Below are 26,205 nucleotides of genomic sequence, written 5' to 3' on the forward strand. Positions count from 1 at the left end.
TTAATTAGCCGCGTCCAGCTTGTTTTTCTTTAATTTCGGCAAGTGTTTTACAGTCTACGCATAAATCAGCAGTAGGACGTGCTTCTAAACGACGAATGCCAATTTCAATGCCACAAGACTCACAAAAACCAAACTCGTCTTCTTTAATTAAGTTGATTGTTTTTTCAATTTTCTTAATTAATTTGCGTTCGCGGTCACGAGTACGAAGCTCTAATGAGAACTCTTCTTCTTGTGCTGCGCGGTCAACGGGATCAGGAAAGTTAGCTGCTTCGTCTTGCATGTGTGACTTAGTACGATCAACTTCGTTCCGTAAATCATTACGCCAAGTTTCTAAAATTGTTTTAAAATGAGCACGTTGTGCTTCATTCATGTACTCTTCACCCGGTTTTTCTTGGTATGGTTCTAAACCGGCTTGAGCCAATAAACCATGTCTTTTTTGGTCTGGCATAACTCTCTCCTAAATCCTTAATTTAATGCCTCAGCATTAGCCGGCGGTATAAATAACAGAAACTCATACCCTAGGCAAATTTATTTTTAAATAATCGAATTAGCTTCAACCCTGTTTACCCATATAAAAGTAGCAAAAGCAGTGTTTATACTTTTTTATTACAGTATCGGTTTATAAACTGGCGTTGTTATGTGGGCAAAAATAATAAAAACAACTTATCTTTTACTTTTCGGTTAAGTATTTTTTAGGCGTAATACAATACCAGCGTTTAAAAGCACGCTGAAAAGCGCTTTGTTCAGAAAAGCCCAGCGCAGTGGCAATGTTTAACGAACTGAGTCCTTGTTTTAGTAATATAAGGGCTTGTTGTTTGCATATTTCGTCAATAATTTTGCTGTAGCTGGTGTGTTGTTGTTTTAAGTAACGCTGTAGGCTGCGAGTTGATAGCGCTAATGCCTGAGCAGCTTGCTGAACACTTAAACGCTCTGGCAGGTGTTGTGTTATTAGCGCTTTGAGCTGACTAATATACTGAGCTTCGTGGTTATAGTTAATAGCCTGTGCGGCTAATAAAGTTTCTAGCTCGTTATTAGCGCCTTTTAGTGAGCAGTGTAGTAATTGGCTATCAAAGATCATGCTATTTGTTGTGCTATTAAACTCAATAGGACAGTTAAATACACTTTGATACTGTTTAACTTCATTGATGGGCGGTTGTTGGCGCATTAATTTTATTTGGCTGAGCATCAACGGGGCTTGCCATTCACAACATTGTTGAGCAAAAGCAAGCCAGCTACTAAAAAGCTCATCTGCCATGAAGTGTGTGACTGGTGTTTTGGGGTGCCATTCTAGGCTGCTGTGTTGTTGGTGATGATGTAGGCTAATAGTGCCAATGTTTCTAACTAAGGTATGCAGCTTTAAAGCATGTTGTAATGCGCTTAATAAAGAGTCACTCACTAAAGCAATATGCCCAAGTAATCCCCAGTTTTGCGCATTAAGCGCTTGACCAAACTCTAATCCTACTGTGTTCCTATTTAAGTGTTTTGCGCCAATGGCCATGAGCTGTTCGTAATCAGCAAGCGGGTATTTATAGCGACTGTTATTAAGTTGCTGCCCTCCTTGAGTAATATTATTAAGTAAGTGTTCTTTATTCAGACCTTGAGAAGCTAAGTAACTAGTTAAAGAACGAATAATTTGGCTACTTACAAAATACATAAAATATCCTTTTCTAGACGGTTAAAGTTTAAGCTGCCCTAACTGGCGCGCAAAGTCAATTTTGTGCGTTTGAGGTCAAGATTTTAATAAGTATTTACGGCATGGTTGTAAAGTTAAACAATAATAATGACAAGGAACACCACAATGAAGCCCCATTTACTCTCACTTTGTATCGCCAGTAGCCTACTTTTAATTGGTTGTAGCGAAGACAATGACAATAACGTTGCACCACCAATTGTCGTGGTGCCTGATCCCGTTCCAGATACGAGCGCGCCAATAATTGCATTTGATGACGATAATAAACTTGATGCGAATATCCGTTGGACTACCTTCGGTGTGCCGCATATCACTGCTGATAACTTAGAGAGCTTAGCGTTTGGTAGTGGTTATGCTTATGCTAAAGATCATGCGTGTCTATTGATGGATCAAATTATTAAAGTGCGCGGTGAACGCTCGAAATACTATGGTCCAGATAAAGTACCAGGCAGTGGCGACTCAACGCATTTAATTTCTGACTTTGGTTATAAAGCCTTGGGTGTGAATGAATATGCTCAAGCCAATTATGATCAATTAGAAGAGAACAGCCGAGCGCACTTTGAAGGGTTTGTGCAAGGCTTTAATAAATACGTTACTGATACGGGGGTTGATAATTTAGCGCCGGAGTGTGCCTCTGCACCTTGGGTTACCAGTTTAACAGCACAAGATATGTTGGCGTACTCTATGGCTACAGTGCAGCTAGCCAGCTCGGCTAACTTTTTAGAGCTCGCTTTTTTAGCAAACCCGGGTGATGCGAATGAGTATCTGCCAATGCCTACGTCAGAGCAGCCAAGTGCTGTGTCTTCAATGGTAGGCAATATTAATCAGCGAGCAAAGCAATTTAAGCTAGAGAAAAAATTTGATCACTTAGGGTCAAATGGTTGGGGGCTTGGTAAAGATATGATGGCCAATGGTAAAGGTGGTCTATTAGCAAATCCTCATTTTCCTCATGAGGGCAATTTACGCTTTTGGCAATCACACCTAACCATTCCCAACGCTATGAATGTAATGGGGGGCAGTTTGCAAGGGATGCCAGGAGTGATCAATATTGGTTTTAATGAGCACATAGCTTGGACCCATACTTTTTCTACAGCACGTCATTTTTTAATTTATCAGCTAGCACTAAATGAAAATGATCGCATGGGTTACAGCGTTGAAGGTGATAATTATGAAATTACTTCAAAAACAATTAACGTTGAGGTAACGGTGGCACCAGGGACCACAATTACACTTAGCAAACCGTTTTACTATAGCCACCATGGTTTAATGATTGAAACACCTGCCGCAAATGGTTTAGGGTGGAACGACAGCCAAGCATTTACCATCAAAGATGCCAATGAATTTAATATGGATGTGGTTGCTCAGTGGTCAGCTATTAATCAAGCAACCAGCTTAGAAGAGATGAAGGCCTCGTTTGCTAAATACGATGGCGTTTCATTTAATAACACCATGGCCAGCGATAAAGAAGGTAATGTCTTTTTTGTTGATGACAGCACCGTTTTGAAACTGAGTGATACCGCAAATATGGCAATTCGTTTGCAACCTGAATTGGTTGCACTTAGAGAGTCGACGGGCTTTGATTTAGTACCTGGTAACTTAAAGTTATTTGAGCCGCAAGGCGTTGTGCCTTTTGAACAAGCTCCCCAACTAAGTCGCACTGACTACGTACAAAACTCAAATGACAGCTATTGGGTTACTAATCTTGAACAACCTCTTGTGGGCTTTGCTGCGCAATATGGCGATGTTCATCAGCCATTATCATTGCGTACCCGTATGGGTTTGAAGCTCATAAAAGAGGGAGGCGGTGAAGACAGTAAGTTTGATTTGGCTGAACTTGAAAATGCGCTAGTAGGCAATCGTATCTATTTAGGTGAATTAGTATTTGATGATTTAGTTGCCCAGTGTAAAGCGCGTGGCGCAACACCGGTTACACTAACTAATGGAGCAAGTATTGACCTAACAGCTGCCTGCGCCGTGTTAGAGGACTGGAATGGCGCTATGAACCTTGATACACAAGGTGCTGCGTTAATCAGAGAGTTTGCTCACTTATTTAATGGTGATGAATACTTATATGATAATTTTGATGTGACCAACCCTGCAAATACGCCAAATACCTTACTTGCCGATGGCTCTGCGTTAACGGCATTAGCGCATGCAGTGCTTAATTTACAAAGCAATGGCGTGGCATTAAACAGTACTTTAGGTGAGCTGCAATTTGTTGAAAAAACGCTAGCAGGCGGCATTGCTTCAGGCGAGCAACTTCCTTGGAGTGGGCCAATGAGTGTGGAAGGAGGCTTTAATGTGTATCGTTTTGATCGCAGTAGCAGTCGTTCATTTTCTACGGTGATCCCATATATCGATCATCAAACATTGGATGATGCGGTAACAGGTAAACCGTTAGCGTCAAATTTAACAGCCAGTGGTTATCCTGTTAATTACGGATCGAGCTGGATGTTTGTGATGAACTTTACCGATGATGGTCCTGTGGCAAAAGGATTACTGACTATGTCGCAGAGTTCAGATTCAAGCTCAGAACATTTTGATGATCAATCGCGTTTTTACTCAAATACGCCAGTATTAAGACCCATCTTATTTAAAGATGCAGATATTAATCTAAATTTAATTAATGAAATGGATTTATCAATAAGTAAAGAGTAAGCACACTTTGAGCGCCAGTACGAATGCTGGCGCTCTGTTTACCTAGTCAATAAACGGCACTTTTTCAATTAAAGTAACTTCACTCGCTGAAATGTGTGCTTTATAAGCTAATACTTCTACGCCTTGCTCAATGGCCTCGCTAAGCAATTGTGCATAGGTTGGGTCAATATGCACCGCAGCACTGACTTGTGTGATGCCTTGGTGCAGCACTGCAAATAGTAATACCGCTCGATGCCCTTGTTTTACCATGTCGATTAATTCACGAATATGCTTTTGCCCACGAACAGTTTGGGCGTCAGGGAAGTAGCCTTGACCACTTTGTGGACGATCTTCGCTCAGCAGCGTGACTGATTTAACTTCAACATAGCAATTGGCTTTGCTGCTGTGGGTAAGTAAAAAGTCGATGCGGCTGTTTTCACTGCCATACTTCACTTCACTTTGTATGTGTTGATAGCCTGTAAGCTCATCAATAACCTCATTATTAAGTGCTTCTTCGACCACTTTATTGGCGATAGCGGTATTTACACAAATAAGCTGTGATACATTATTTTGCGTCAGCTCTAATGACTGCGGGTACTTTCGCTTGGTATTACTGCTGGTGGAATAAAAGGCAGTAAAACCGGCATCGGCACAGCCCGTCATCTTACCCGTATTAGCACAGTGAGCGGTAAAAGTAGTGCCATCACTGAGCTCTAAATCAGCTAAAAAGCGTTTGTAACGCTTTAATAAAGTGGCAGATTGTAATGGCGGGGTGTACTTCATTTATGACTTCCTTATGTAACCTGAGCGCTGGATAATAAGTTTATTTCAAGTAGTTGTTTTAGCGCTAACTGCGTTGAGTTCATTTTTTCTAGAGATAATAAACTTAAATATTTTTATAGCTCAATATGTTAGCAAACTTAATAACCTGAGTTTAGGGTAAGTGAAATTGAGGTTTACAGGCAGGTTGAGGTTATTCACCTCAAGCAGTTGGGAACTTAAGCGCTCTATAGTAAACTCAACCGCACATTTAAGTGCAAGGATATTCTAACATGAGTGAAAAATTTGTTGTTCAATTAAGCGAGCAGTTGGCACCAAGGCATTGGGGCGAAAGTGCGTCATTATCTTTTAACGAACACGGCGCAACGGTTCATTTATCTGAGCAAGAAACATTAAAAAATGTGCAAAAAGCGGGTCGTACAATTGCAAATCAAGGCATTAAAAATGTTGTTCTTGAAGGTGATGTATGGTGCACAGAGAGCCAATGGGCTTTTTACCAAGGCTTTGTATCACCAAAAGTACTAAACGGTGTTGAGTTTGTTGATAACGCACAATCTGATCTTAAAGAACTCGCTGATTTAAAAGCATCGGCAACGTGGGCGCGCGAAATGATCAATGGCACCGCCGATGACATATACCCAGAGAGCTTAGCTGAAAAAGCCGCTGAATTTATTCAATCACTTGCACCAGAGCATGTTAGCTATCAAATCATAAAAGGTGATGCGCTATTAGAACAGCAGTGGATTGGTATTCATGCCGTTGGTCGTGGTAGTGAGCGTCCGCCAGTATTACTTGAGCTTGATTACAACCCAACTGGCGATGAGAACGCACCGGTAAGCGCAGCACTTGTTGGTAAAGGTATTACGTTTGACTCAGGTGGTTACTCAATTAAACCAAGCGAAGGTATGTTGGGTATGAAGTGCGACATGGGTGGTGCAGCAACGGTAACCGCAGGTTTGGCACTGGCAATTAGCCGTGGCGTAGAAAAGCGTATTAAGTTGTTTTTATGTTGTGCAGAGAACTTAATTTCGGGTAATGCATACAAACTAGGTGACATTCTTACTTACAAAAATGGCACAACCGTTGAAATTGTAAATACCGATGCTGAAGGGCGTTTAGTATTGGCTGATGGCTTAATGGCCGCAGGCGAGACAGGCGCTCCACTTATTATTGATGCGGCAACCCTTACTGGTGCCGCCCTTGTTGCTGTTGGTCAAGAGTACAACGCATTGTTTGCCCTTGATAAAGAGCTAGTGCGTGAAGTGGAAGACTTTGCGTCACAAGAAATGGAAGCCGCATGGCCATTACCACTTGAAAAGTGGCATCAACAAAACTGCCCATCGCCGTATGCGGATACAGCAAATAGCCGCGCCCAAAAAGGCGGTGGTTTCGGTGGTGCATCTAACGCCGCTGGTTTCTTATCTCGCTTTGTGCCAAACGATGGCAAAGGCTGGGTACACATCGATTTAGCTGCTGCATTTAATATGGGTGGTAGCACAAGTCAATGGGCTTCAGGTGCAACTACACAAGGTATGCGCACCGTAGCACGTACCCTACTTGAAAAGGCATAATCTACTGAGATTACGCATTAGTTAAAAAATAGGTACCTTAGGGTGCCTATTTTTTTATCCGCCAAACAAGCAATTTTGTTTTATTTACGGTAAAATCCTTCGCCATTACGTGTTTGGGCATCTATTTTTATTTAAACCTCGCTCAAATATTATACATACCACTGGGATCCTTACTATGTCAGAAAAGTGCTATATCACGGCTCAACAATTACTTGAAGATTCATTCCGCGTAGCGGCACAAGTGTATAAAGATGGCTTTCGTCCAGATTTTATTATTGGTATATGGCGCGGTGGTGCTCCAATTGGGATTGCGGTTCAGGAATATTATGATTACAAAGGCATAGAAACGGATCACATTGCGGTTCGTACCTCGTCTTATTACGGTATTGGTAAGCAATCAAAAGAAATCAAAGTACATGGTTTACACTACATAGTTGAAAACGCAAATGCAGGTGACTCTTTACTGATTGTTGACGATGTTTTTGACTCAGGTCGTAGTATTGTAGCGTTAAAAGAGAAGCTCTCTGAGCTAATGCGTTTAAACTTACCACGTGATATTCGTATTGCTTGTCCATACTACAAGCCAAAAAATTCAAAAGTTGATACAGTGCCTGATTACTACATTCATGAATCTGAAGAATGGTTAGTATTCCCGCATGAATTATCAGGTTTAACGCCGGATGAAATTATTGAAGGTAAATCTGATTTAGCTAAAATCCACGATATTTTACTTGAAAAGTAAATGTGATTTTGATCAATAAAAAAGGCCTTAATGGCCTTTTTTATTGTCTTTAAAGCTGTGCAAAGCTATCTACATAGTCACTTAATTTAGGAATATCGACAGCTTGTAGTCCTTGTGTGCTTCTTTGCACTAAGTTTTTCTCTACTAACTCACTCACTACACGCCTGTATGCACGCTCAGTGGTTGCAAAGCGCTCAGCTTCTGCATTTACCGTAGGGTAAGCACGTAACAAGGTGGGATTGTTATTCTCTGCACGTAATAAGCAGTCTTTGGCAATATTGTAGCTCAACGGCAGTAACAGCTTATCTAAATTAATTTTTTGATTTTCTTGAAACTTAGCCGCAATCGTTTGCGCTGTATATAAGCTTAGCTCGGGTTTATCGAGCAATAATGAACGCCAATGTTTTAATTCAATCAAGTTATACGTGACATCACTAAAGCAGGTTACCGTGTAAATGCAGGGGTTATTATTAAGTGCTTCAATTTCGCCAATTAGGGTATTGTTACAGTCGAGTTGGCCAAGTAGCAGGCGCCTGCCATTACCTACATCGTAACTAAACGATACAGTTCCACTTCGCACTAATACCAACTTAGTTAACGGCTGGTCTTGCTGTATTAATATTTCTTTTTTTGATTGCTGAAAACTACTGCCGGCAAACGTCAGCAGTTGATCAACAAGGTAACTGGAAAAATGGTATTGAAACATCGATCATGCTCTTCGGACAATTGTCCTATTTATTACACCTTAATGACGATAGCATTAAGATTAAGAATTTATGCTAACTTGCCCACGCCGTTAAGATAATTAATAGCGTTAAATGACCTTCATTCTTCCGTGTAATGATTAAAAATTGTGGTATTAACCAGTATATTTTAAGGTTTTATTGGTAAGTTAGCTTTTTTATTTTAACTACTGCGTAGCGTAGCTTAATAATGTACTAAAATTTAACGCGTAATACTAACCTAAAGCCTAGGAGAGAACAATTGAGTTGGGAATATTTAGGTTATTTAGCATCCGTCTTATTAGTCATATCATTAACCATGACTGATGTAACCAAACTACGTTGGTTTAATTTATTGGGCTGTATTGCGTTTACTTTTTACGGTGCGGCTATAGGCTCAGTGCCGGTGGCTTTTACCAACGGCTTGTTGGCTTTGGTCAATATTTATCACATTATTAAGCTATATCGTCAGTCAAAAGTTGATACAAAAAAGGGTTAACGCAAGTTAACCCTTTTTGTTTTTAATTACTCAGCTTTTGCGGCATCTTTTTCGTAGCGTAACGTACCCGCAATCCACGTTTGCAGCACCTGAGTTTTGTATAGCTGCTCAATGGGGACTTTAAAGTAGTCTTGATCAACCAGTATAAAGTCAGCCCATTTACCTTGTTCTAAACTCCCTAGCTTAAACTCTTGATGCGCTGCATACGCGCCGCCAAGGGTAAACGCACGTAATGCATCTTCTCTGCTTAACACTTCACTGGCGCGCCAACCATTTTCAGGCAATTGATTATGATCCATACGTGTAATGGCAGAATATAAGCCATCAAACGGGTTCGCCAGCTCGACAGGGTAATCAGAACCCGCTGCAATAGTCGACCCCTGCTCTAAGAATGTTTGCCAAGCGTATGCGCCTTGGAGTTGTTTATCGGTTAAACGCTGCTCTGCCATATGCATGTCAGATGTAGCATGCACAGGTTGCATTGATGGAATTATTTTCAGGGTTTTAAAGCGCGGTATATCCTCCGGCGAAACTATTTGTGCATGCTCCATGCGATTACGCAGTAGTATACCACCGGTTTGCTTAAATACATTTTGATAGGCATCGAGCACAATTTTATTTGCTCTATCGCCAATGGCGTGGGTATTTGCACTAAACCCGCTTTTAAAAGTGAGTGTAAATAATTGTTCTAGCTTTTGTTGGGTTTCAAGCATTAGGCCAAAGTGGTTTGCTCTGTCTGCGTATTCTTCAATAAGCGCGGCACCGCGTGACCCTAGGGCTCCATCAGCATAAATTTTTACACTGCGAATAGATAAAAAATCTTGAGCATCTTGATACCGACCCGCTTTAAGCATCATGTTTAAATCTGGGCTTGCTGCACTTAACATCGCTACAATTCTAAGCGGTAATGTACCTAACTCAGCGCGCTGTTTATAAACTTGCCACGTGGTTTTATCAATACCTGCATCGTGGGTTGAGGTAATGCCTAAGCTTAATAAATGTTTACCTGCGGCATCTAATGCATTGCTAACCGATTGCGCAGATGTTGCAGGCATATGTTGAGTAACCAAGGTTTCTGCTTTATCTATAAAAATACCGGTTGGTTTGCCAAACTCATCTTTTATAATTTCTCCACCTGCTGGGGCTGGTGTGTCAGCATTAATATTGGCAAGTTCTAGTGCTTTTGAATTAACCCAAATAGCATGGCTATCTACTCGCGATAAAATAACAGGGCGGTCGCTGACGACTTTGTCTAAATCAGCAGCGGTAGGGAAACGCGTGTCGGACCATAGCTCTTGGTTCCAGCCCCGACCAATAATCCAACCTTCTTTGCCTTTGGCAAATTCGTTGAGCTTAGCGGTTATTTCATCTACCGATTTTGCGCCGCGAACATCCAGCTGTGACAAGTTTTCACCCAGGCCAATTACGTGTCCGTGGGCATCAATGAGCCCTGGTAATAAGGTTTTTCCATTGGCGTCAATTAGGGTTGCGCCCGGGAAGCTATTTTTTAAGCTGTCAGGACCTGTTTTTACAACTTTGCCATCTTTTATGACTAAGGTTGTAAATGTATTTACTTCGCCGTGGCGCATTTTTCCTTTGTATAAAGGGGTGTAGCCATTGGCATTATATATTACTTTCGTTTGTGCAATTGCCACACTAGATAAGGCGCAGAGGCTTGCTAGTAATACCGGTTTAATTAATTTATTGAGTCGCATAAAAGGTATGTTGTTATTATTTGTACTATCACAGTAGCAAACTCAAATTTAGAATACCAATAGCATAATTTATTAATAGTCGAATAAGCCCAGCTTTTAGCTAGAGCAAGCAAATTCAGGGTAGGATAGGTTGCGTGTTAACAGGAAAGAATTTGTTTAATCTTCTCAAATAAAGCCTAATTAACTAGGCTTTATTTGAGGGAGCTATTTATTTACTGGCGTACAAACTATATTCGCTTAATGACAATTGTGCGTCTTTGTCACGGTCGTAGCTGCCAAAGCGTGACCATAAAGCAGGATCACTGGCAGTTTCCGAACGAGTTAAAAAACCATCTTGATTACGGTCAAGTTTTTCAAATTCTGAGGCAATATAGCTATTTGTCGCAAAGCTCATGCAGCTAACAACAGTAAGCGTTAGTAAAATAATATGGCGGATAGGTTTCATCTAAATACTCAGTACAAATTGGTGGTTAGATAGTTTTTAAACTCAGTTAAAGAAATTCTGTTGTCTTGATTTTCATCCCAATTTGAAAATGAGTTTAATAGCTGAGGCTGAGCAGCAAGCTCGCTATGGGTTAAATACCCGTCGTTGTTGGTGTCTAGATGTTCAAAGCGTTGCTTTACATCAAGTGCACATGCACTATGGCTAACAAATAGTAAAGCACCAATAAGGAGAAGCTGTATTTTCATGGTTGGCGTTCCAAGGCATATTTTAATTGCTGGCAGTAATGAAATAAAGCACTTGCCATAATTTAAATCCCAACATTAAATCCGTTTACACACTCCCTCAGGGATTATGGCAATTGCTTTTAACTCTATACTAATAGATTAAACTTGAATCTAAACTTAAGGTTTAAAGTTTTGGAATTCTTTTTTAGAAATCATCTCGTTATTATCTTTGTCTAAATCGGCAAACTGCTTAAGTAATTGTTTATCTTGCTTTGCCTCAACAAGCGATATTTGGTCATCCATATTTTTATCTAAATGCATAAAACGTACATTTAATGGCGATGCCAGTGCGGTGGCACTAATAGCTAAAAATAGGAGCGAAAAAGCACCAATTAGTTGTTTCATGAATGTACTCCTTTATTTTATAAACAGCTTAAATTCGTTTAGAGATATGAGCCCGTTTTCATCGGTGTCTATCTGTGCAAAGTTCTCATGTAATAAAGCATCTTCACCTGCTTCAGCTTCACTCAATGTGCCATTACTGTCTTTGTCTAAACGATTAAATTCAGCATCTACATCAAGGGCGAACAAATGAGTACTGGTTAGGCACAAACCGATAAGTGCAGCGTTCTGTAAATTGTTTTTGAACATTCCTTGGCTCTTTTTAGATTAATATTAATGTTCTCGTAACAAAAATGATGCCAACATTTATTTTTATTAATAATCAGTGAGTTATGTTTTTTTTGTGATGGTTGGTGCGTAATTTTTACAAGTAACTGTGTGTTTTATGCAACAATTTTGCAGTTATAAGCGTTTAAAATTTTTTAAATCAATTGCTTAACTTGTCGCTATTTAGAGACAGCAGGGTTTTTATCCTTGATGGTTCAGCGAGTGTATAAGTTGAGCGCTTAATAATAGAACGTTTAAAAATAGTAAAGGACTTTTGTATGCCCGCAGTCATGGCTGAAAAATATAAAGCATTGATAAATTGGCGCCCCAATTTAATTGGCCAATTTGTAATGAGCATGCTGTTGTCGCTGTTGCCCTTATCTATAGTAGTTATTGTGTTTTTAAATGTATTAAATAAGCAATTAGCGGTCACTCAGCAAATTGTGAGTAATAATTACCAAGTAACTAAGTCGTTTAATGTGCTTAAGCAAGAGCTTAATAGTTTAGAAAGGGCAACAAGACAAAATTGGGTATTAAAGAGCGACTCACTCGATAAGCTAATCGTAGATAAATGGCAATCATCATTACAAAACATCAATGAGCTAAAACAGCTTTCAAATAACCAAGCAAATACACACCAATGGCAACGGCTAACGGATACTTTGCAAACGGCGCATACTCAACTTGTGGTTGAAGCGCGTCAACAAGCTGAGTTATTTGTGCCAATCAGCGAAATATTAGCGGAGCTAACATTGTGGTTGCGTGAGGAAAATGAAGCCAAAATCACTCAAAACCAAATTAAGCTCACAAATTTACAAGCTTCCTTTATAAACTGGTTGATTGCACTTACGCCTTTAACGCTGCTTGTTGGCGGCGGTTTTTTGTGGCGCATAAGCGGGCGCTTAAAAAGCTTAACCTCAGTGATTGATAAATTAGGCCAAGGAGATTGGCAGCAAAAAATATCGGTGCAGGGATCAGCTGAACTCATAGAGTTAGGTAATAAGTTGCAGTGGGTGCAAGCGCAGCTGCATATGTTAGAACAACAAAAAGATACATTTTTACGCCACGTTACTCACGAATTAAAAACCCCTTTGGCTTCTATGGTTGAGGGCACTGAATTACTAGCCGATGAAATCGTTGGCCCCATCAATAACGAGCAAAAAGCGGTACTTGGGCTGATCAGTCAATCGATGGTGAGGCTACGTACTATGATAGACAGTTTATTGAGTTATAACGCCATTCGCACCAGTAAAGACAACGTCAGTGAAGTGGAATTTAATCAGCTAATAAAAAAGGTAAATAACCACTTTGAGCATCGCTTAAATGCGCGAGAACAATCGCTTATTTGGCACAATAGTTTACCTAATATTTCTCTTAGTTTGCCACGGGAGTTAATTGAAATGATTTTAATTCAGTTAATTTCCAATGGCTTAAAGTTTTCTCAGCCAAACCAAGTCGTTACTATTAGCTTGAGTCTAGAAAATAACGGCCTAAATATGCAGGTAGCAGATGAGGGCTGTGGCATTAAAGAGCATGAAAGAGAACATGTTTTTGGGGCGTTTTATCAAGGTAAACATACCAAAGAGATTAGCTTACAAGGCAGTGGTTTAGGCCTTACTATAGTCAAAGAGTCAGTTGAACAGTTACATGGGCAACTAAAAATTGAGCATAATGAGCCGCAAGGCTGTCGATTTAACATTGTCATTCCCTATAAAAATAAAGGAGTTAAATAATATGTCTGCGCGTTTAATGGCTATTGTATGGCTAACCAGCAGTCTTGTTTTTTTATCTGGGTGTGAAATAACAAACACTCAAACACAGGGTGAATCAGCATTAAATGTACCCTCTCAGCCAGATAGCAAAACGAATCAGCCAAATCCCAAACCTCGGCCAAAATCAGAGCCAATATATCCCTCTGCAGCGCTAGTTATTGCTTGGCATGCCAATCAGTGCGGTGGTTTTAAATTAGCGCCTAGCAATGAAGCCTACTTAGGGGAGCAAGCACTGAAAGCGTTTTTTAGTAAAGCATGTTTAAAGCTTAGTAGTGACCCCAATACTGTGATGAGTCAATTACTTAAGCTGGATCAGGCATACTATTGGCCCGATGATATAAAGCACTATTTATGGCTGCAAAAACAGCAGGTATTAATGCAAATAGATGCAAAAAAACAACAGCAAGCATTGAACGTCAAAATGCAAAAAACCTTGTCGTCATTAGCCGCAATTGAACAGCAACTTTTATTACGTGAAGAAACCAAGGAGCAGTAACTATGTCAGTCACACTTCCATCAAGTGCTAAAGTGTTACTCGTTGATGATGATGCCAGCTTGCTGCAATTGCTGGCGATTCGAATTCAATCAAAGGGTTATGAAGTAACGATCTGTGATAGTGGTATGAACGCATTACAACTACTTAAAAACCAAGTGTTTGATGCGGTGATCACCGATTTAAGAATGGATGAAATGGACGGCATGGCGCTTCACCGACAGTTGCAAAACCGCTACCCTGCGTTGCCTGTTATTATGATGACGGCTCATGGATCTATCCCTGAAGCGGTAGAGGCCACCAAGCAAGGTATTTTTGCCTTTATCACAAAACCCGTTGATAAAGATGAGCTGTTTGACAGCCTAGCTAAAGCCATTGAGATACATAGGGTTAATAATGATGAAGTCGCCCCGCAAAGTAATATTGTCACCCGCAGTGGCGCTATGCTGCATTTGCTGGAGCAGGTGAAACTATTAGGGCCTACACAAGTTAACGTGCTTATTTCTGGTGCCAGCGGTACCGGTAAAGAGTTGCTTGCGCAGGCGATTCATCAGCATAGCCATGTTAGTGATGGTCCATTTGTGGCAATAAACTGTGGGGCCGTGCCTGGTGAGCTATTAGAATCAGAGCTATTTGGTCACAAAAAAGGGGCATTTACAGGAGCTGTAAAAGATCATCAAGGCCTATTTCAGCAAGCGCAAGGCGGTACCTTATTTTTAGACGAAATTGGTGATATGCCGCTTAATTTACAAGTTAAGTTGTTGCGTGTGCTACAAGAAAAAACCATTCGCCCAGTGGGCTTTCAAGAAGAAATTCCTATTAATGTGCGAATTGTTTCTGCAACCCACAAAAACCTGCCTGAAGCGATTAGTAATCAACAGTTTAGAGAAGATTTATACTACCGGTTAAACGTCGTAAACTTAAAGTTGCCCCCGCTGTGTGAACGCCGTGAAGATATTAGCTTATTAGCCAACTTTTTTAGTGCCAACATCGCAAAGCGTATGGAGCAAAAAGAAAAGCGCTTTGCAAACGATGCCATGCATGCCCTAGTAAGGTATGATTGGCCAGGTAATATACGTCAATTACAAAATGTAGTGGAGCAGGTGGTTGCGTTGACTCCTAGTGAGGTTATATCTGAACATTTAGTGCTTAGTGCGCTAAACAGTAATGAAAGTAACGTTGAGCCATTATCACTTAATGAAGCTAAAAAAGAATTTGAACGAGACTATGTAATTAATACCCTGAAAATGGCAGGGGGCAATGTGGCAGAAGGCGCCAAACTTGCCAAGCGTAATCGTTCTGATTTTTATAAGTTGATTAAAAAGCATGAGATTGACGTAGATAGTTTAATTTAATTTGGTTTTTAAAAGGAAGTGAGCATGCAGTTATTCATGGTGTATTTAGGTGGACGCATTCAAGGTTGTCACATAGAAATGCACGACGTACGTTTTGTGGTAGGCCAAAATATTGAGCAAACCTATACCAAACTAAAAAGCCAATGGGTGGGTGATAAAAACAGTGTACACATGGATAGCTACATGGCGGTTAATCATATTGATGGTTATAAAATCGAGGTGGTTGATAGTTATGTAGAGCAAAATAAGCAACTTTATTTTGTTAACTTAGGTGCTTACAGAAGCGACTCAATGGCAGAGCAACACGACTTTGCTTTGTATGTTGCCAGTAGTAGTGAAGAAGCAAAACAACGCGCTAAAAATGACTTATTAGCAGGGCTGAGTCATCTTCATAAAGATGATTTATATGATGTTGATGACTGCTTTGCGATTGATTTACTCGATAGTCAGCTTAATATTAAGCTAACCCCAAGCGGCCAAGCACAACCAATTAAACCGGACTGGTTTGGTTATCATGTATTATAGTTGCTAAGCATTTGTTTGGATATTGTGTGAAAAAGTATGCGTTTATACTTTTGCTAGTTGGCCTAAGTGGCTGTAAGTCACTGTCGGGTTTACCGCCCGTTGTTGATTTAAATAAACTGGTAAAGCAAGTAAAAAACGACCCGACCAATGTGGTTGCAATTCACAAGCAAGCTCAAAAAACACAGCGCTCTATTAAAGCGCAGGTTGGTAACGTAAAGCAGCTTTTAGCCGCATTAGAAAGCGTTGTTGGGCGCAAGTGGGGTAAGCAAAATACGCAACAGCCTAGTGCAAAAAAATACGTCAAATACAGTAATGATTACCAAGCTCGTGCCATTATTGATTTTGAGCAAGGCACTGTAAAAGTAGAAACCATCGCGTTAAAAAATACAATAAGCTTGTTACAGCAGGCCATTGTTATGACCCTACTGACCTCCAGCGACCCCGATAAAACCGATATTTTTACCAGCGAAGCCCCCATATTAGAAGGCGAACCGTTTTTATATCAACAAGTACTCGACCAAGATAAGTTACCAATAAAATACTCTTGGCGGGCGAATCGGTTTGCGCGTTATTTAGTAAATAATAACTTACAAAAAAGGCGTCAGTATGGACATGTTATTTCGTCAGTTAGTTTTGATTTAGTCGAGCAAAATGCTCATTTGAGAAAGCAAAAGTACAGTGATTATGTGCTGGCGGCTGCAAATAAATATCAAATATCGGCAGCACTTATTTATGCCATTATTGAAACCGAAAATAGCTTTAATCCACATGCGGTGAGCTCATCAAACGCATATGGATTAATGCAAGTGATCCCCGCAACTGCCGGGCGGGATGTGTATCAAAAAATTAAAAAAGTACCCGGGCAGCCAACCAAAGCAGTGTTGTTTAATCCAAAACATAATATTGATATTGGCAGCGCGTATCTAAGTATTTTAAAAAATAATTACTTACATAAAATTAATACTGATAAAAGTAAGCACTTTGCCATGATCTCGTCTTATAACGGTGGGGCGGGTAATGTATTGCGTATATTTAATAAAAATAGAAGTGTGGCGTTTTCACAAATAAATCAGCTTACTTCAAGCCAGTTTTATAACATTCTCACCACTAAGCACTCTCGAGCGGAATCAAGACGCTACCTATATAAAGTCACTAAAGCAGAAAAAAACTATCAGTAACTTATTTACTCATCACTTTCTTGTTGCTCACTTTTAGCGGCCATTTTAAAGGCCACTATCACTAAGCCAAACATAGCAAATGGAATAGCGGCTAATAGGTATTCTACCAGATGACTGTCTTGAAAATTAGCTTGCAGCAAAAAATGCCCCGCAACACACATAATAATAACGATCAAAAGGATGGGCAGTAACCTAAGTTCTTTTTTTGCTGAGTGTTTTTTCATTAGTTAAGATGAGTTGAGGTATAAAAAATAATGCACTATTGTAATGAGCTTACTAAAGCTTGGCAAACAACACTGATTTTTAAATTGCGATTAGGTATGATTAACATCAAAGAAAACCTTAAAAGTAGTGGTTGGGGATAAAGTGCAACAAAGCTTAAAGCAAGTTTACCTAGTTGGCGGAGCAGTACGAGATAAACTGCTAAACATACAATCAAAAGATAACGATTACGTTGTTATTGGTGAAACGCCAGAGGTTATGGAAGCGCTTGGGTTTTTACCCATTGGCAGCGACTTTCCCGTTTACTTGCACCCAAAAACCAAAGAAGAATATGCACTAGGGCGCACTGAGCGTAAAAGTGGTAAAGGTTATACCGGCTTTGTAGTGGATGCGAGCCCCAATGTTACGCTTGAAGAAGACTTAGCACGCCGAGATTTAACCATTAACTCTATGGCGCTAGACGAAAACGGCACTGTTATTGACCCGTTTAATGGTCAAGATGATTTAAAAAATAAAATACTGCGCCACACCACCCAAGCATTTGTAGAAGACCCGGTTCGGGTATTACGTATTGCCCGTTTTTTAGCCCGTTATGGTAGTGAATGGTCTATTCATCCAAGTACTACTGCATTAATGCATGAGCTTAAAAATAAAGGCGAGCTGGAACATTTAGTGCCAGAGCGCGTGTGGTTAGAAACTGAAAAAGCGCTTGGTGAAAAACACCCAGAGCTTTATTTTCAAGCATTAGATGGCTTAGGTATTTTTCCTGAAATTGAACAGATGAAAAACACCCCACAGCCGGCAAATCATCACCCAGAGGGCGATGTGTTTGTACATACTATGTTAGTACTTAGACGAGCAGCCGATTTAAACTTTAACCTAGAAACCCGGTTTGCTGCTTTAACTCATGATTTTGGTAAAGCACTAAGCTATAAAAAACGCGGTAATTTACGCGGCCATGAACGTGAAGGGGTTGCGGTGGTTGAGGCCTTTTGTGAACGGCTAAAAGTACCTAATCGCTTTCGTGATATAGGCGTGCTTACCAGTGATAACCATACGCTTTGCCACACGCTTGAACAATTAAGGCCGCAAACCATTCATAAATTAATCGTCACTAATTTAAATGCACTAGTGCACCCAGAGCGTTTTATTGCCTTTACTCAAGCCTGTCAGTGTGATGCACAAGGACGAGGCGAAACGCTGGTAGATAAGCCTTATCCACAAGCCGCTAAATTACGTGCTATTCACAACGAACTACAAAAAATGGATAAAAAACAAATTGTGCAACATGCACTTAAAGGCGGTAAAAAAGGCCCCGAAATAGGTGAAACGGTCAAACAGGCAGAAATAGACTGTATTAAAGCGTTTTTACAGCTTAATGGCTAACTTGTAAGGTTAGTGTAGTTAAGCACTACGTGCTAAAGCCTCAGCTTGCATGGCTTGTTTATTACTTACCTTGGGCTTTTTAGTCGCGCCCTGTTGAGCATGGTTATTGGTTGCATTAGGACGATATAAATCGAGAATAAACTCTATTTCTTCGGGTTCTAGTAACTCTTTCATTTTGACTCCTCCTAGGAGAGTAGACTAAGGCTGAGCGAATGAATTAAAAGTGAATCGTTACACTTGAGTGTGAATTAAATTGTAACTGCAAAGCTTTAAAATAAAGCAGTTTATAATTAAACCGCTTTTTGTTTAATTATTTAAAGGCAGGTTCACGGTAAACACCACACCGTTGCCTTGCTCATTATTGTGTGCTGTTACTGTACCGTTATGGTAATCACACACCAGCCTGACAATATAAAGTCCTAAACCTAAATGCGGTTGTTGCTGCATTTGCTGGCTGCGCACCGATACCATAGAGTCAAAAATATGTTCAGTAAGTCCCTCAGGCAATAAAGTACCTGTATTACTTACCGTTAATGTTGCTTTGTTTTCGCTTTGCTTCAGGCTGACTTCAATCGCGGTGTTGGCTTCACTAAATTCCAAGGCATTATTTATTAGCTTATCGAGCAGTTGCGCTATAAATTCAGGGGCACCTTGCATTGGCAGTGTGCATTGGCAAATGTTGAGTGTAAATAACTGGTTAGGATAAGTAAGTTGGTAGCCCTGCATACAGCCACTAATTACTTTTTGTAAATCAAACGGCTCTGGCTCATTACTTTGAATGCTTTGCTCAAGGCGGGTTGCTTCACTCATAGTGGTAATTATTTTACCTAAACGCTCAACTCCTTCACTGGCACGCTCAAGGTATTTTTGACTCAGTTCACTTTGCTGCAAGCTTTGTAAGTTCTCAAGTGATGAACGTACAACCGCAACCGGTGTGCGCAGCTCGTGAGATAAGCGCGACGACATATTTTCTAAATAATCGGTATAGCCACCAAGTCGGCTCACTATATTTGAAAAGCTACGCGATAAATCGCCAATTTCGTCATTGGCATCGCTGTAATTTATATGACCTGTTACTCGTCCTTGCGCATCAATGGCTTGCTCTGCTGTATCGCGTAGTCGCCTAATACGACTTGATATACGTGAGGCAAAAAAGAACAAAGTGACTGTGCCAATTAACATGACCGCTAAAATCACATTAAACAGTTTTTCCAGCGATTTATTACGCAGTGTGCGCACGCCATTAGTGGTTTCTTCGGCTATAACTGCACCGATAACTTTATCCTCGATCCAAATAGGATACGCAGCCGATAATATTACCGCTTTGTTATCGGGAGTGAGTCGCCAAGACGAGGCCGGTTGGCCTTTGAGTGCTTTGGCTAAATGAGCGCCTTGCATTGAAGCTACATCGTGTAAGGTATCTATAAATTCATCTTCAGGACGGGTTAAAATTTTATAATACAAAGGATGTAAATAGGCTTGTTCAAAGCGCTGCCACGCAGTTTTTGGCGCTTGATTTTTTAGCCCATCGGCCCATACGCCATCGGCATTTTGAATACTGCCCGATTGCGCTAATACACGGTGATGATTATCGACCACCCATATGCGACTGCCGCTGTGTCCCATGCCTTTTAATATACGGTTTATTTCAGGGGAGGGCACCAGTACCGAACCTAAATCATTCGGGTTATTTAAGTTCGATGTAGACATTATACTAGGGGTTTGGTTTGGTTGTTTACTATCAACATCGGCAATGGCAAATCCCAGTTTATTGCCAAGCATACTCAAAGGAAAGCGCAGCTCAAGGTTGTAACCAGTGTCAGTTTGTTTAAAGAAACCCTGAATTTTAGTAAAAGGCATTTTACTGTTGGCATCAAATGCGTTGACCCAGCCATCTTGGCGCGGAGCAATAATATAAGTATTAAATTGTCCATCAGGGTTTTTTAGGCCAATTTTTATGTAATCGTTATTGGTAATGCTGAGGCTGTTTTTAGCACGGTAAATTACAGTGTTATCTGTGACTTTAAATACAGCATATAAGTAATTATCAAACTTACCTACCATATGGCTAAATGATAAGTTGCTCAGTTGATGGTTATCATTGGCTGTTTGTAAGTAGCGTTTGTCATAAAGCCAAAATAGCGATTGATAAGCGTCCCAGTCGTTGAGTTTGCCATCGAGCTGAATCGGGCTTTTTAAATTATAAGCATAGAGATCGCGACCTTTTACCACCTGATCTAAAAAGTTGGTTTGTTCGTCAAATAAAGCGGGGCGTTCATGCAGGGCCGTGGCCAGTGCACGTGTAGTGCCTACCAACGTTTTTTCTTGGCCTTGGCGTAAAAACTTTTCCATTTCCCATACATATTCGTAGCCAAGCCATGGCAACAAAAACAAAAAGCACGAAAGTAGGATAAATTTACTGCGTAGGCCAAATCTCAGCATGTGGGTTGCTCCCACCTGTAACCCATGCCATACACGGTATCAATGCAGTCAAACTGGCTATCGAGTGCTATAAACTTTTTACGAATGCGTTTTACATGAGAGGTAATGGTACTGTCGTCTACATAAATTTTAGCATCGCTCATTAACTCATTACGGCTTTTAACGTGTCCTGGTCGCTGAGCGAGTGAATGCAGCATCCAAAACTCAGTTACGGTTAAATCAACTAACTGGTGTTGCCAAAGCACCTGCATGCGTTGCGTATCGAGCGTTAGTTGACCGCGAATTATTAATGCGTTGGCATCAGCGGGTTGCTCTAATGCTTCCATGCGGCGAAATAGCGCACCAATACGCGCGGCTAAATGCGCTAAGCTAATATCTTTGGTTAAGTAGTCGTCGGCGCCCATGCGCAGGCCGCATACGGTGTCTATTTCGCTGTCGCGAGCGGTTAAAAAAATAATTGGTAAGGTTTTAGACAGTGAACGCAGTGTCTGGCACAGTAAAAAGCCGCCATCTATTTCATGGCCTAAACCAATATCAACAATGGCTAAATCGGGAAGCGCTTCTTTAAAGGCCGCTTCTGCTTGAGGGCGGTTTTCATAACCACTCACCTGATAGCCTTGAGCGCTCAGCATTTCTATGTAGTTTTCGCGGATAGCGGTTTCATCTTCAATGATGGCTATTTTCTTCATTTTTATTAATTACTCATATTGACTTAGGCGCACTATAGCGAAGTTTTTGCGCTAAGTACGGTTAAAAACACAATTGCCATTTTTTTGCCACAATTGCTCAGCAGTTTGCCATTTTTGATCCCCTTTGTTGCCACTTCATGGTGTTTTAATACAAATATTGAAATTACAGATACAACGCAAGTGCCAACCAATAGCTTGCAACCATTATTAATAGTAAGGAATAGACCATGAAGAAAACATTAATCGCACTCACACTTGTTAGCACTTTTTGTACGCCAGTATTTGCTGCGGATACCCCATCAAAAGAAGCAAAAAAGGAAACCATAGTCGGCCTGAGCACAGGTGCCATTATTGGTGGTGTTGTTGGTGGGCCAATTGGCGCGTTTGTAGGCGCATTTGCTGGTGGCTTAATTGGCGATGCCAAGGTGGCTGAGCAAACTATTGCCGAGCAGCAACAAGCTTTAACAGTTATGGCAGAGAAAACCAACGACTACCAACATGTTCTTAATCATAACAGCCACTTAGAAGCGCAACTTGAGCTACTGGCTCAGCAAAATGAGCAACTAACGCAATCACAGCTTAATAATTTATTGGCGATGACAGTGCAATTTAAAACAGGCTCTAGCGATATTGCTCCTCATTTTGCCAAGCAGCTTGATCAATTAGTTGCGTTATTAAAAAGCCAGCCGCAACTCGCACTTGATTTAAGTGGCTTTGCCGATCAGCGTGGTGAAGAGCAAGCAAATTTATTACTTTCAAAAGCCAGAGTAAACGCCGTACAAAGTTACTTAATTAAACAGGGAGTAAGCCATACACGTTTGAGCACACAAGCGTTTGGCGAGCAACAAAGCATAGCAAACAGTAACACCCTTGAAGATAACTTTTTTGACAGACGCGTTACTCTCACTACTCGTGCGTTAAATCAGTCAAGTAATCAAACCGCAAGCAATTAACAACGTGCGTTCGATGGAGTGATTTATGTTGAGTAAACCCACCAAAGTGCTTACCAAGGTAAGCCTTTTTATTTTTATTATTATCGTGCTTTTGGCCAGCTTTAAAAGCCATGCACAGTCGCCAAAACTATCCTTGTTTGATAGCCAAGGAGTGGCGGTTAATCCTGGGGTTATTTTAAAAAGCGATGCAAAAATGACCCTAACAGGACTAATTAATCATGTTGTAGTAACGCAGCACTACATAAATGAAAATCCTTTTGCAGTAAATGCACGTTATGCTTTTCCTTTACCCGATGAAAGTGCCGTGCAAGCAATGACCATGCGTATTGGTGAGCGAGAGATTCACGGTAAAATAGCAAAAAAACACCAAGCAGAAAAACAGTATCAAGCTGCCAAGCAAGCAGGGAAACAGGCCTCTTTGGTTCGTCAGCAGCGTGCAAATATGTTTATTACAAATGTAGCGAATATAGGGCCTGGTGAAGAGATTGTTATAACGCTTGAATATCAAGAGATTATTGATTACCAGCATGGAACCTTTGCGATTCATTTTCCAACCACAATAACGCCACGCTATCATGCAACAACAGGGAAACTGAACGAAGAGCAAGATAAGCGTACGGTAAAAAGTGATCATACATCTTCGTTTACTCCACAAGGATGGTTAAGCCCTATTTATACAAAGCAAACCAATGAGGCAGCTAATGCCAGCGATTTAAGCTTAACAATTAACATGGATATAGGCTTAGAATTGGTTGATATAAACGCTAAGTACCATCAGGTAAATATTGAAAACTCTGCGTTTGGGCAATACAGCATTGTGCTAAAACCACAGCAAGCAATAAATAAAGATTTTGTACTGGAGTTTAAGCCACTACAAAAAGCGCAAGCTCAAGCCGCACTTTTTACTCAGCAAGCAAAAAATGGTGAGCAGTTTGCGTTAGCGATGTTGATGCCGCCAAGCGATCAGTTTACCCAGTCTGAGCGTTTGCCGCGTGAAATGGTGTTTGTGGTTGATACCTCGGGCTCTATGCATGGGCAGTCTATGGAGCAAGCTAAAAAAGCATTGTTTTACGCACTCTCGTTACTTGATAGTGATGATAGCTTTAATATTATTGGCTTTAATAATCAGGTTACTGCCATGAGTGATACCCCTTTAGTTGCTAGTGACTTTAATTTACGCCGTGCAAGGCGCTTTATTTATAACTTGCAAGCCGACGGTGGTACTGAAATACAAGGTGCGCTTGATGCCGTACTTAATGGTGCGCAGTTTGAGGGTTTTGTACGCCAAGTGGTGTTTTTAACCGATGGTAGCGTGAGTAACGAAGATGAGTTATTTAAAAGTATTGCGCGCACTTTAGGTGACAGCCGCTTATTCACCGTCGGCATTGGTAGCGCACCTAATCGCTTTTTTATGCGCCGCGCTGCTGATATAGGTAAGGGGTCTTATACCTTTATTGGTAGCACCTTTGATGTGCAGCCAAAAATGCAGCAGTTGTTTGATAAACTTGCTCACCCGGCGATGACTAATTTAGCGTTAACAAATACAAATGGAGACAGCTTAGATTTTTGGCCCTCACCTTTGCCTGATCTATATTTTGCTGAGCCCATTATTGTGGCCATTAAATTAAACACTACCGATGCAATTACTTTTACTGGGCAAACAACGCATGGGGAGTTTAAGGTTAAGCTTAATCCGCAAGCAAGCTCAAAAGCCACAGGAATTGATAAGCTCTGGGCACGTCAAAAAATAAAGTCATTATTGCTATACAACCAACAAAGTGAAGTAAAACAGCAAGTGCAGCAACTTGCGCTTGAGCATCAATTACTTAGTCCGTTTACTGCGTTTATTGCCATAGAAGAGAGCACCATTAAAGAAGTTGCTAAACAAACTACACAAGTGGCTAATTCAATGCCGCAAGGAATGAGTATGCGTTTGCCGCAAGCTGATGGGCAAAGCAAAATGCATATTGTGTTTGGAGCTTTAATGCTACTAGGTGGCCTGTTGTTAGTAAGGCGCTGTAAATGAAAAAGTGGTTGAGCATAGGTTTACTAGCCTTAGGACTGAGCCTATTTGGCCATGGTGCATATATGCAGGCAAAGGCATGGCTTGCACAAGTGTTAATAGAGCAAGCATGGCAAACAGCCCTTAAATCACCCAATAAAAAAATTAAGCCGTGGTTTTATGCTGATAGTTACCCAGTGGCACAAATAATATGGCCAAAGCATAATAAACGACTAACCGTGCTCGATGGCGCAAGTGGTAGAAATTTAGCGTTTGCGCCCAGTCATTTTTTAGCTGCGGGGGAATTAGGTGGGGCTGATTTTGGTAACTCGCAAGGAGCACTTATTGCTGGCCACAACGATACCCACTTTGCGTTTTTAAAAAACGCTAAAGTGGGGGAGCAATTTTCTCTGCAATTACAAAATGGTCAAGTGCAGCATTATTCAGTGACACATGTTGAGGTAATTAATCAGTACAACACCGATTTTTTGCATCAAGCAGGGCTGTATTTACTGACCTGTTACCCTTTTGATTCGCTGGCTTCGGGTACCGATTTAAGGTGGCTAGTGTCGGCTGAAATATCCTCACCCGAGGTGGCGTTAGGAATATCGACCACTAGTTCTTGATGGCGTTGGCTTATCATTACGCCTATAAACACCACAAATATGCTGAACCACTGGCCAAGTGTCAGTACTTCGTTAAGAATAATGGCTGACAAAATTAAAGTGAAAATTGGAATTAAATTAGAGTAAGCCGCTGCGGTTAACACCGACACTTTACTAATCGCGTAGTTGTACATGCCGTACCCACCCAAAGTGACACAAGAGCCTAAGTACAAAATGCTCATTAGTGCGGTTAAATCGTGTTGGTTTTCGCTGGGTAGGTCAATAAATAATAAAAATGGAGCAAAAAACAAACTACCACTCACACCTTGCAGAGCAATTAATGTGAGTGGGGAGTAGCGGTTAGCTAAATGTTTTATACACACGGTATAAAATGCCGCGCACACCATGGCCATTAATTCTAAAAAATTCCCCAGTAATGGGTTTGGGGCTTGGCTTGAGCTGGGTGAGAGCAAGGTCAGTAAAATACTGCCGCCAATACACAGCGTAAAACCCACCACAATAGCTTTACTAATATGCTCTTTGAGCATGAAAAACGCTAAAAATGCCACAATAATGGGTAAACAAGACACAATAACCCCCGCCTGAGACGCTGAGGTATATTCCATTGCGTGGCCTTCAAATAAAAAGTACAAGCAAGGCTCTGCCAGCGACATGCCTAATAAATACTTCCAATCGCCTTTTAAATATTCAAAGCGAATTACGTAACGCCATAAACATAACGAAATCAGTAAAGTGGTGAGCATACGTAAAAATATCACCAAGGCAGGGTCATAAATCGCAATCGCGTATTTAAGTGCAATAAAGGAGCTACCCCACAAAAAGGTGGCAATAATTAAACATAAACTGGCAGGCATAAGGTGTAATTTAA

At 40.8% G+C, this 26,205-nt stretch carries 27 protein-coding genes; 13 read left to right on the top strand and 14 right to left on the bottom strand.

Annotation, left to right across the window (positions count from 1 at the left end):
• Positions 1-4 precede the first annotated feature (4 nt).
• Positions 5-448 carry an RNA polymerase-binding protein DksA gene (gene dksA / locus QL984_RS09640; protein ID WP_013465738.1) on the bottom strand — a complete coding sequence of 148 codons (444 nt, stop codon included), beginning with the start codon at positions 446-448 and terminating at the stop codon, positions 5-7.
• 222 nt (positions 449-670) lie between these two features.
• Positions 671-1,654 carry an AraC family transcriptional regulator gene (locus QL984_RS09645; RefSeq protein WP_128583336.1) on the bottom strand — a complete coding sequence of 328 codons (984 nt, stop codon included), beginning with the start codon at positions 1,652-1,654 and terminating at the stop codon, positions 671-673.
• 144 nt (positions 1,655-1,798) lie between these two features.
• Between QL984_RS09645 and QL984_RS09650 the strand changes: the two genes are divergently transcribed.
• Complete coding sequence (locus QL984_RS09650; RefSeq protein WP_290172562.1) at positions 1,799-4,348, top strand: penicillin acylase family protein; 2,550 nt, start codon at positions 1,799-1,801, stop codon at positions 4,346-4,348.
• Positions 4,349-4,390: 42 nt separating this feature from the next.
• On the opposite strand, the gene sfsA is transcribed toward QL984_RS09650, so the two are convergent.
• The gene (gene sfsA / locus QL984_RS09655; protein ID WP_128583338.1) at positions 4,391-5,110 is read right to left on the bottom strand and encodes a DNA/RNA nuclease SfsA; all 720 of its coding nucleotides are present in this window, start codon (positions 5,108-5,110) and stop codon (positions 4,391-4,393) included.
• Positions 5,111-5,379: 269 nt separating this feature from the next.
• Between sfsA and pepB the strand changes: the two genes are divergently transcribed.
• Both pepB and QL984_RS09665 read left to right on the top strand, forming a co-directional pair.
• Positions 5,380-6,678, top strand: coding sequence for an aminopeptidase PepB (gene pepB / locus QL984_RS09660; protein WP_128583339.1), 1,299 nt, complete (start codon positions 5,380-5,382; stop codon positions 6,676-6,678).
• A 175-nt stretch (positions 6,679-6,853) separates the two neighbouring features.
• Positions 6,854-7,420 (top strand): phosphoribosyltransferase family protein, encoded by a 567-nt coding sequence (locus QL984_RS09665; protein WP_008111161.1) that lies wholly within the window; start codon positions 6,854-6,856, stop codon positions 7,418-7,420.
• A gap of 49 nt (positions 7,421-7,469) precedes the next feature.
• On the opposite strand, the gene QL984_RS09670 is transcribed toward QL984_RS09665, so the two are convergent.
• Positions 7,470-8,126, bottom strand: a complete 657-nt coding sequence (locus tag QL984_RS09670; protein WP_016900456.1) for a cyclic nucleotide-binding domain-containing protein — start codon at positions 8,124-8,126, stop codon at positions 7,470-7,472.
• A 278-nt stretch (positions 8,127-8,404) separates the two neighbouring features.
• Between QL984_RS09670 and QL984_RS09675 the strand changes: the two genes are divergently transcribed.
• On the top strand, positions 8,405-8,641 hold the full coding sequence (locus QL984_RS09675; protein ID WP_024602364.1) for a YgjV family protein: 237 nt from the start codon (positions 8,405-8,407) through the stop codon (positions 8,639-8,641).
• A gap of 26 nt (positions 8,642-8,667) precedes the next feature.
• On the opposite strand, the gene QL984_RS09680 is transcribed toward QL984_RS09675, so the two are convergent.
• From QL984_RS09680 to QL984_RS09700, 5 genes are all read right to left on the bottom strand, one after another.
• A complete protein-coding gene (locus tag QL984_RS09680; protein ID WP_128583340.1) occupies positions 8,668-10,356 on the bottom strand; it encodes an amidohydrolase in 1,689 nt (562 codons plus the stop codon).
• A gap of 208 nt (positions 10,357-10,564) precedes the next feature.
• Positions 10,565-10,801 carry a calcium-binding protein gene (locus QL984_RS09685; protein WP_016900453.1) on the bottom strand — a complete coding sequence of 79 codons (237 nt, stop codon included), beginning with the start codon at positions 10,799-10,801 and terminating at the stop codon, positions 10,565-10,567.
• Between the two features lie 8 nt (positions 10,802-10,809).
• Complete coding sequence (locus QL984_RS09690) at positions 10,810-11,046, bottom strand: EF-hand domain-containing protein (RefSeq protein ID WP_016900452.1); 237 nt, start codon at positions 11,044-11,046, stop codon at positions 10,810-10,812.
• Positions 11,047-11,202: 156 nt separating this feature from the next.
• Entirely contained in the window at positions 11,203-11,430 is a 228-nt protein-coding gene (locus QL984_RS09695) for a hypothetical protein (protein WP_024602367.1), read from the bottom strand.
• Positions 11,431-11,442: 12 nt separating this feature from the next.
• Entirely contained in the window at positions 11,443-11,676 is a 234-nt protein-coding gene (locus QL984_RS09700; protein WP_013465728.1) for a cag pathogenicity island protein Cag25, read from the bottom strand.
• A gap of 296 nt (positions 11,677-11,972) precedes the next feature.
• On the opposite strand from QL984_RS09700, the gene QL984_RS09705 reads away from it, so the two are divergent.
• Genes QL984_RS09705 through QL984_RS09725 form a run of 5 tightly spaced genes read left to right on the top strand, consistent with a single transcriptional unit; the run spans position 11,973 to position 17,017 of the window.
• Positions 11,973-13,427, top strand: coding sequence for a HAMP domain-containing sensor histidine kinase (locus QL984_RS09705; RefSeq protein ID WP_128583341.1), 1,455 nt, complete (start codon positions 11,973-11,975; stop codon positions 13,425-13,427).
• A gap of 1 nt (position 13,428) precedes the next feature.
• Positions 13,429-13,962: a hypothetical protein gene (locus QL984_RS09710; RefSeq protein WP_128583342.1), complete on the top strand. Its 534-nt coding sequence runs from the start codon at positions 13,429-13,431 to the stop codon at positions 13,960-13,962.
• 2 nt (positions 13,963-13,964) lie between these two features.
• Positions 13,965-15,314: a sigma 54-interacting transcriptional regulator gene (locus QL984_RS09715; protein WP_290172571.1), complete on the top strand. Its 1,350-nt coding sequence runs from the start codon at positions 13,965-13,967 to the stop codon at positions 15,312-15,314.
• A gap of 24 nt (positions 15,315-15,338) precedes the next feature.
• Positions 15,339-15,839 (top strand): DUF1543 domain-containing protein, encoded by a 501-nt coding sequence (locus tag QL984_RS09720; protein WP_024602371.1) that lies wholly within the window; start codon positions 15,339-15,341, stop codon positions 15,837-15,839.
• 26 nt (positions 15,840-15,865) lie between these two features.
• Positions 15,866-17,017, top strand: a complete 1,152-nt coding sequence (locus QL984_RS09725) for a murein transglycosylase domain-containing protein (protein ID WP_128583344.1) — start codon at positions 15,866-15,868, stop codon at positions 17,015-17,017.
• Between the two features lie 5 nt (positions 17,018-17,022).
• Here the strand turns inward: QL984_RS09725 and QL984_RS09730 are convergent, their stop codons facing one another.
• Positions 17,023-17,241, bottom strand: a complete 219-nt coding sequence (locus tag QL984_RS09730) for a hypothetical protein (RefSeq protein WP_024602373.1) — start codon at positions 17,239-17,241, stop codon at positions 17,023-17,025.
• A gap of 142 nt (positions 17,242-17,383) precedes the next feature.
• Here QL984_RS09730 and QL984_RS09735 point away from each other — a divergent pair, with 142 nt between their 5' ends.
• Complete coding sequence (locus tag QL984_RS09735; RefSeq protein ID WP_128583360.1) at positions 17,384-18,625, top strand: multifunctional CCA addition/repair protein; 1,242 nt, start codon at positions 17,384-17,386, stop codon at positions 18,623-18,625.
• 18 nt (positions 18,626-18,643) lie between these two features.
• Here QL984_RS09735 and QL984_RS09740 read toward each other — a convergent pair whose 3' ends face one another.
• The 3 genes from QL984_RS09740 to pdsR form a co-directional block, all read right to left on the bottom strand.
• On the bottom strand, positions 18,644-18,799 hold the full coding sequence (locus QL984_RS09740) for a hypothetical protein (RefSeq protein WP_164907909.1): 156 nt from the start codon (positions 18,797-18,799) through the stop codon (positions 18,644-18,646).
• A 132-nt stretch (positions 18,800-18,931) separates the two neighbouring features.
• Entirely contained in the window at positions 18,932-21,067 is a 2,136-nt protein-coding gene (gene pdsS, locus QL984_RS09745) for a proteobacterial dedicated sortase system histidine kinase (RefSeq protein ID WP_128583345.1), read from the bottom strand.
• Positions 21,061-21,756, bottom strand: a complete 696-nt coding sequence (pdsR, locus tag QL984_RS09750; protein WP_128583346.1) for a proteobacterial dedicated sortase system response regulator — start codon at positions 21,754-21,756, stop codon at positions 21,061-21,063. Before pdsR ends, pdsS begins: the two co-directional genes overlap by 7 nt.
• 227 nt (positions 21,757-21,983) lie before the next feature.
• Here pdsR and pdsO point away from each other — a divergent pair, with 227 nt between their 5' ends.
• From pdsO to QL984_RS09765, 3 genes are read left to right on the top strand one after another with little or no spacing between them, the layout of a single operon-like run.
• Positions 21,984-22,709, top strand: a complete 726-nt coding sequence (gene pdsO, locus QL984_RS09755) for a sortase-associated OmpA-like protein PdsO (RefSeq protein WP_138764528.1) — start codon at positions 21,984-21,986, stop codon at positions 22,707-22,709.
• A 25-nt stretch (positions 22,710-22,734) separates the two neighbouring features.
• Positions 22,735-24,735 carry a marine proteobacterial sortase target protein gene (locus tag QL984_RS09760; RefSeq protein ID WP_138764529.1) on the top strand — a complete coding sequence of 667 codons (2,001 nt, stop codon included), beginning with the start codon at positions 22,735-22,737 and terminating at the stop codon, positions 24,733-24,735.
• On the top strand, positions 24,732-25,337 hold the full coding sequence (locus QL984_RS09765) for a class GN sortase (RefSeq protein WP_138764530.1): 606 nt from the start codon (positions 24,732-24,734) through the stop codon (positions 25,335-25,337). Before QL984_RS09760 ends, QL984_RS09765 begins: the two co-directional genes overlap by 4 nt.
• On the opposite strand, the gene QL984_RS09770 is transcribed toward QL984_RS09765, so the two are convergent.
• Entirely contained in the window at positions 25,232-26,191 is a 960-nt protein-coding gene (locus QL984_RS09770) for a DMT family transporter (RefSeq protein WP_036956572.1), read from the bottom strand. The genes QL984_RS09765 and QL984_RS09770 overlap by 106 nt on opposite strands.
• Between the last annotated feature and the right edge of the window lie 14 nt (positions 26,192-26,205).

The organism is Pseudoalteromonas sp. APC 3495, assembly GCF_030407645.1.
Lineage (GTDB): Bacteria > Pseudomonadota > Gammaproteobacteria > Enterobacterales > Alteromonadaceae > Pseudoalteromonas > Pseudoalteromonas tetraodonis.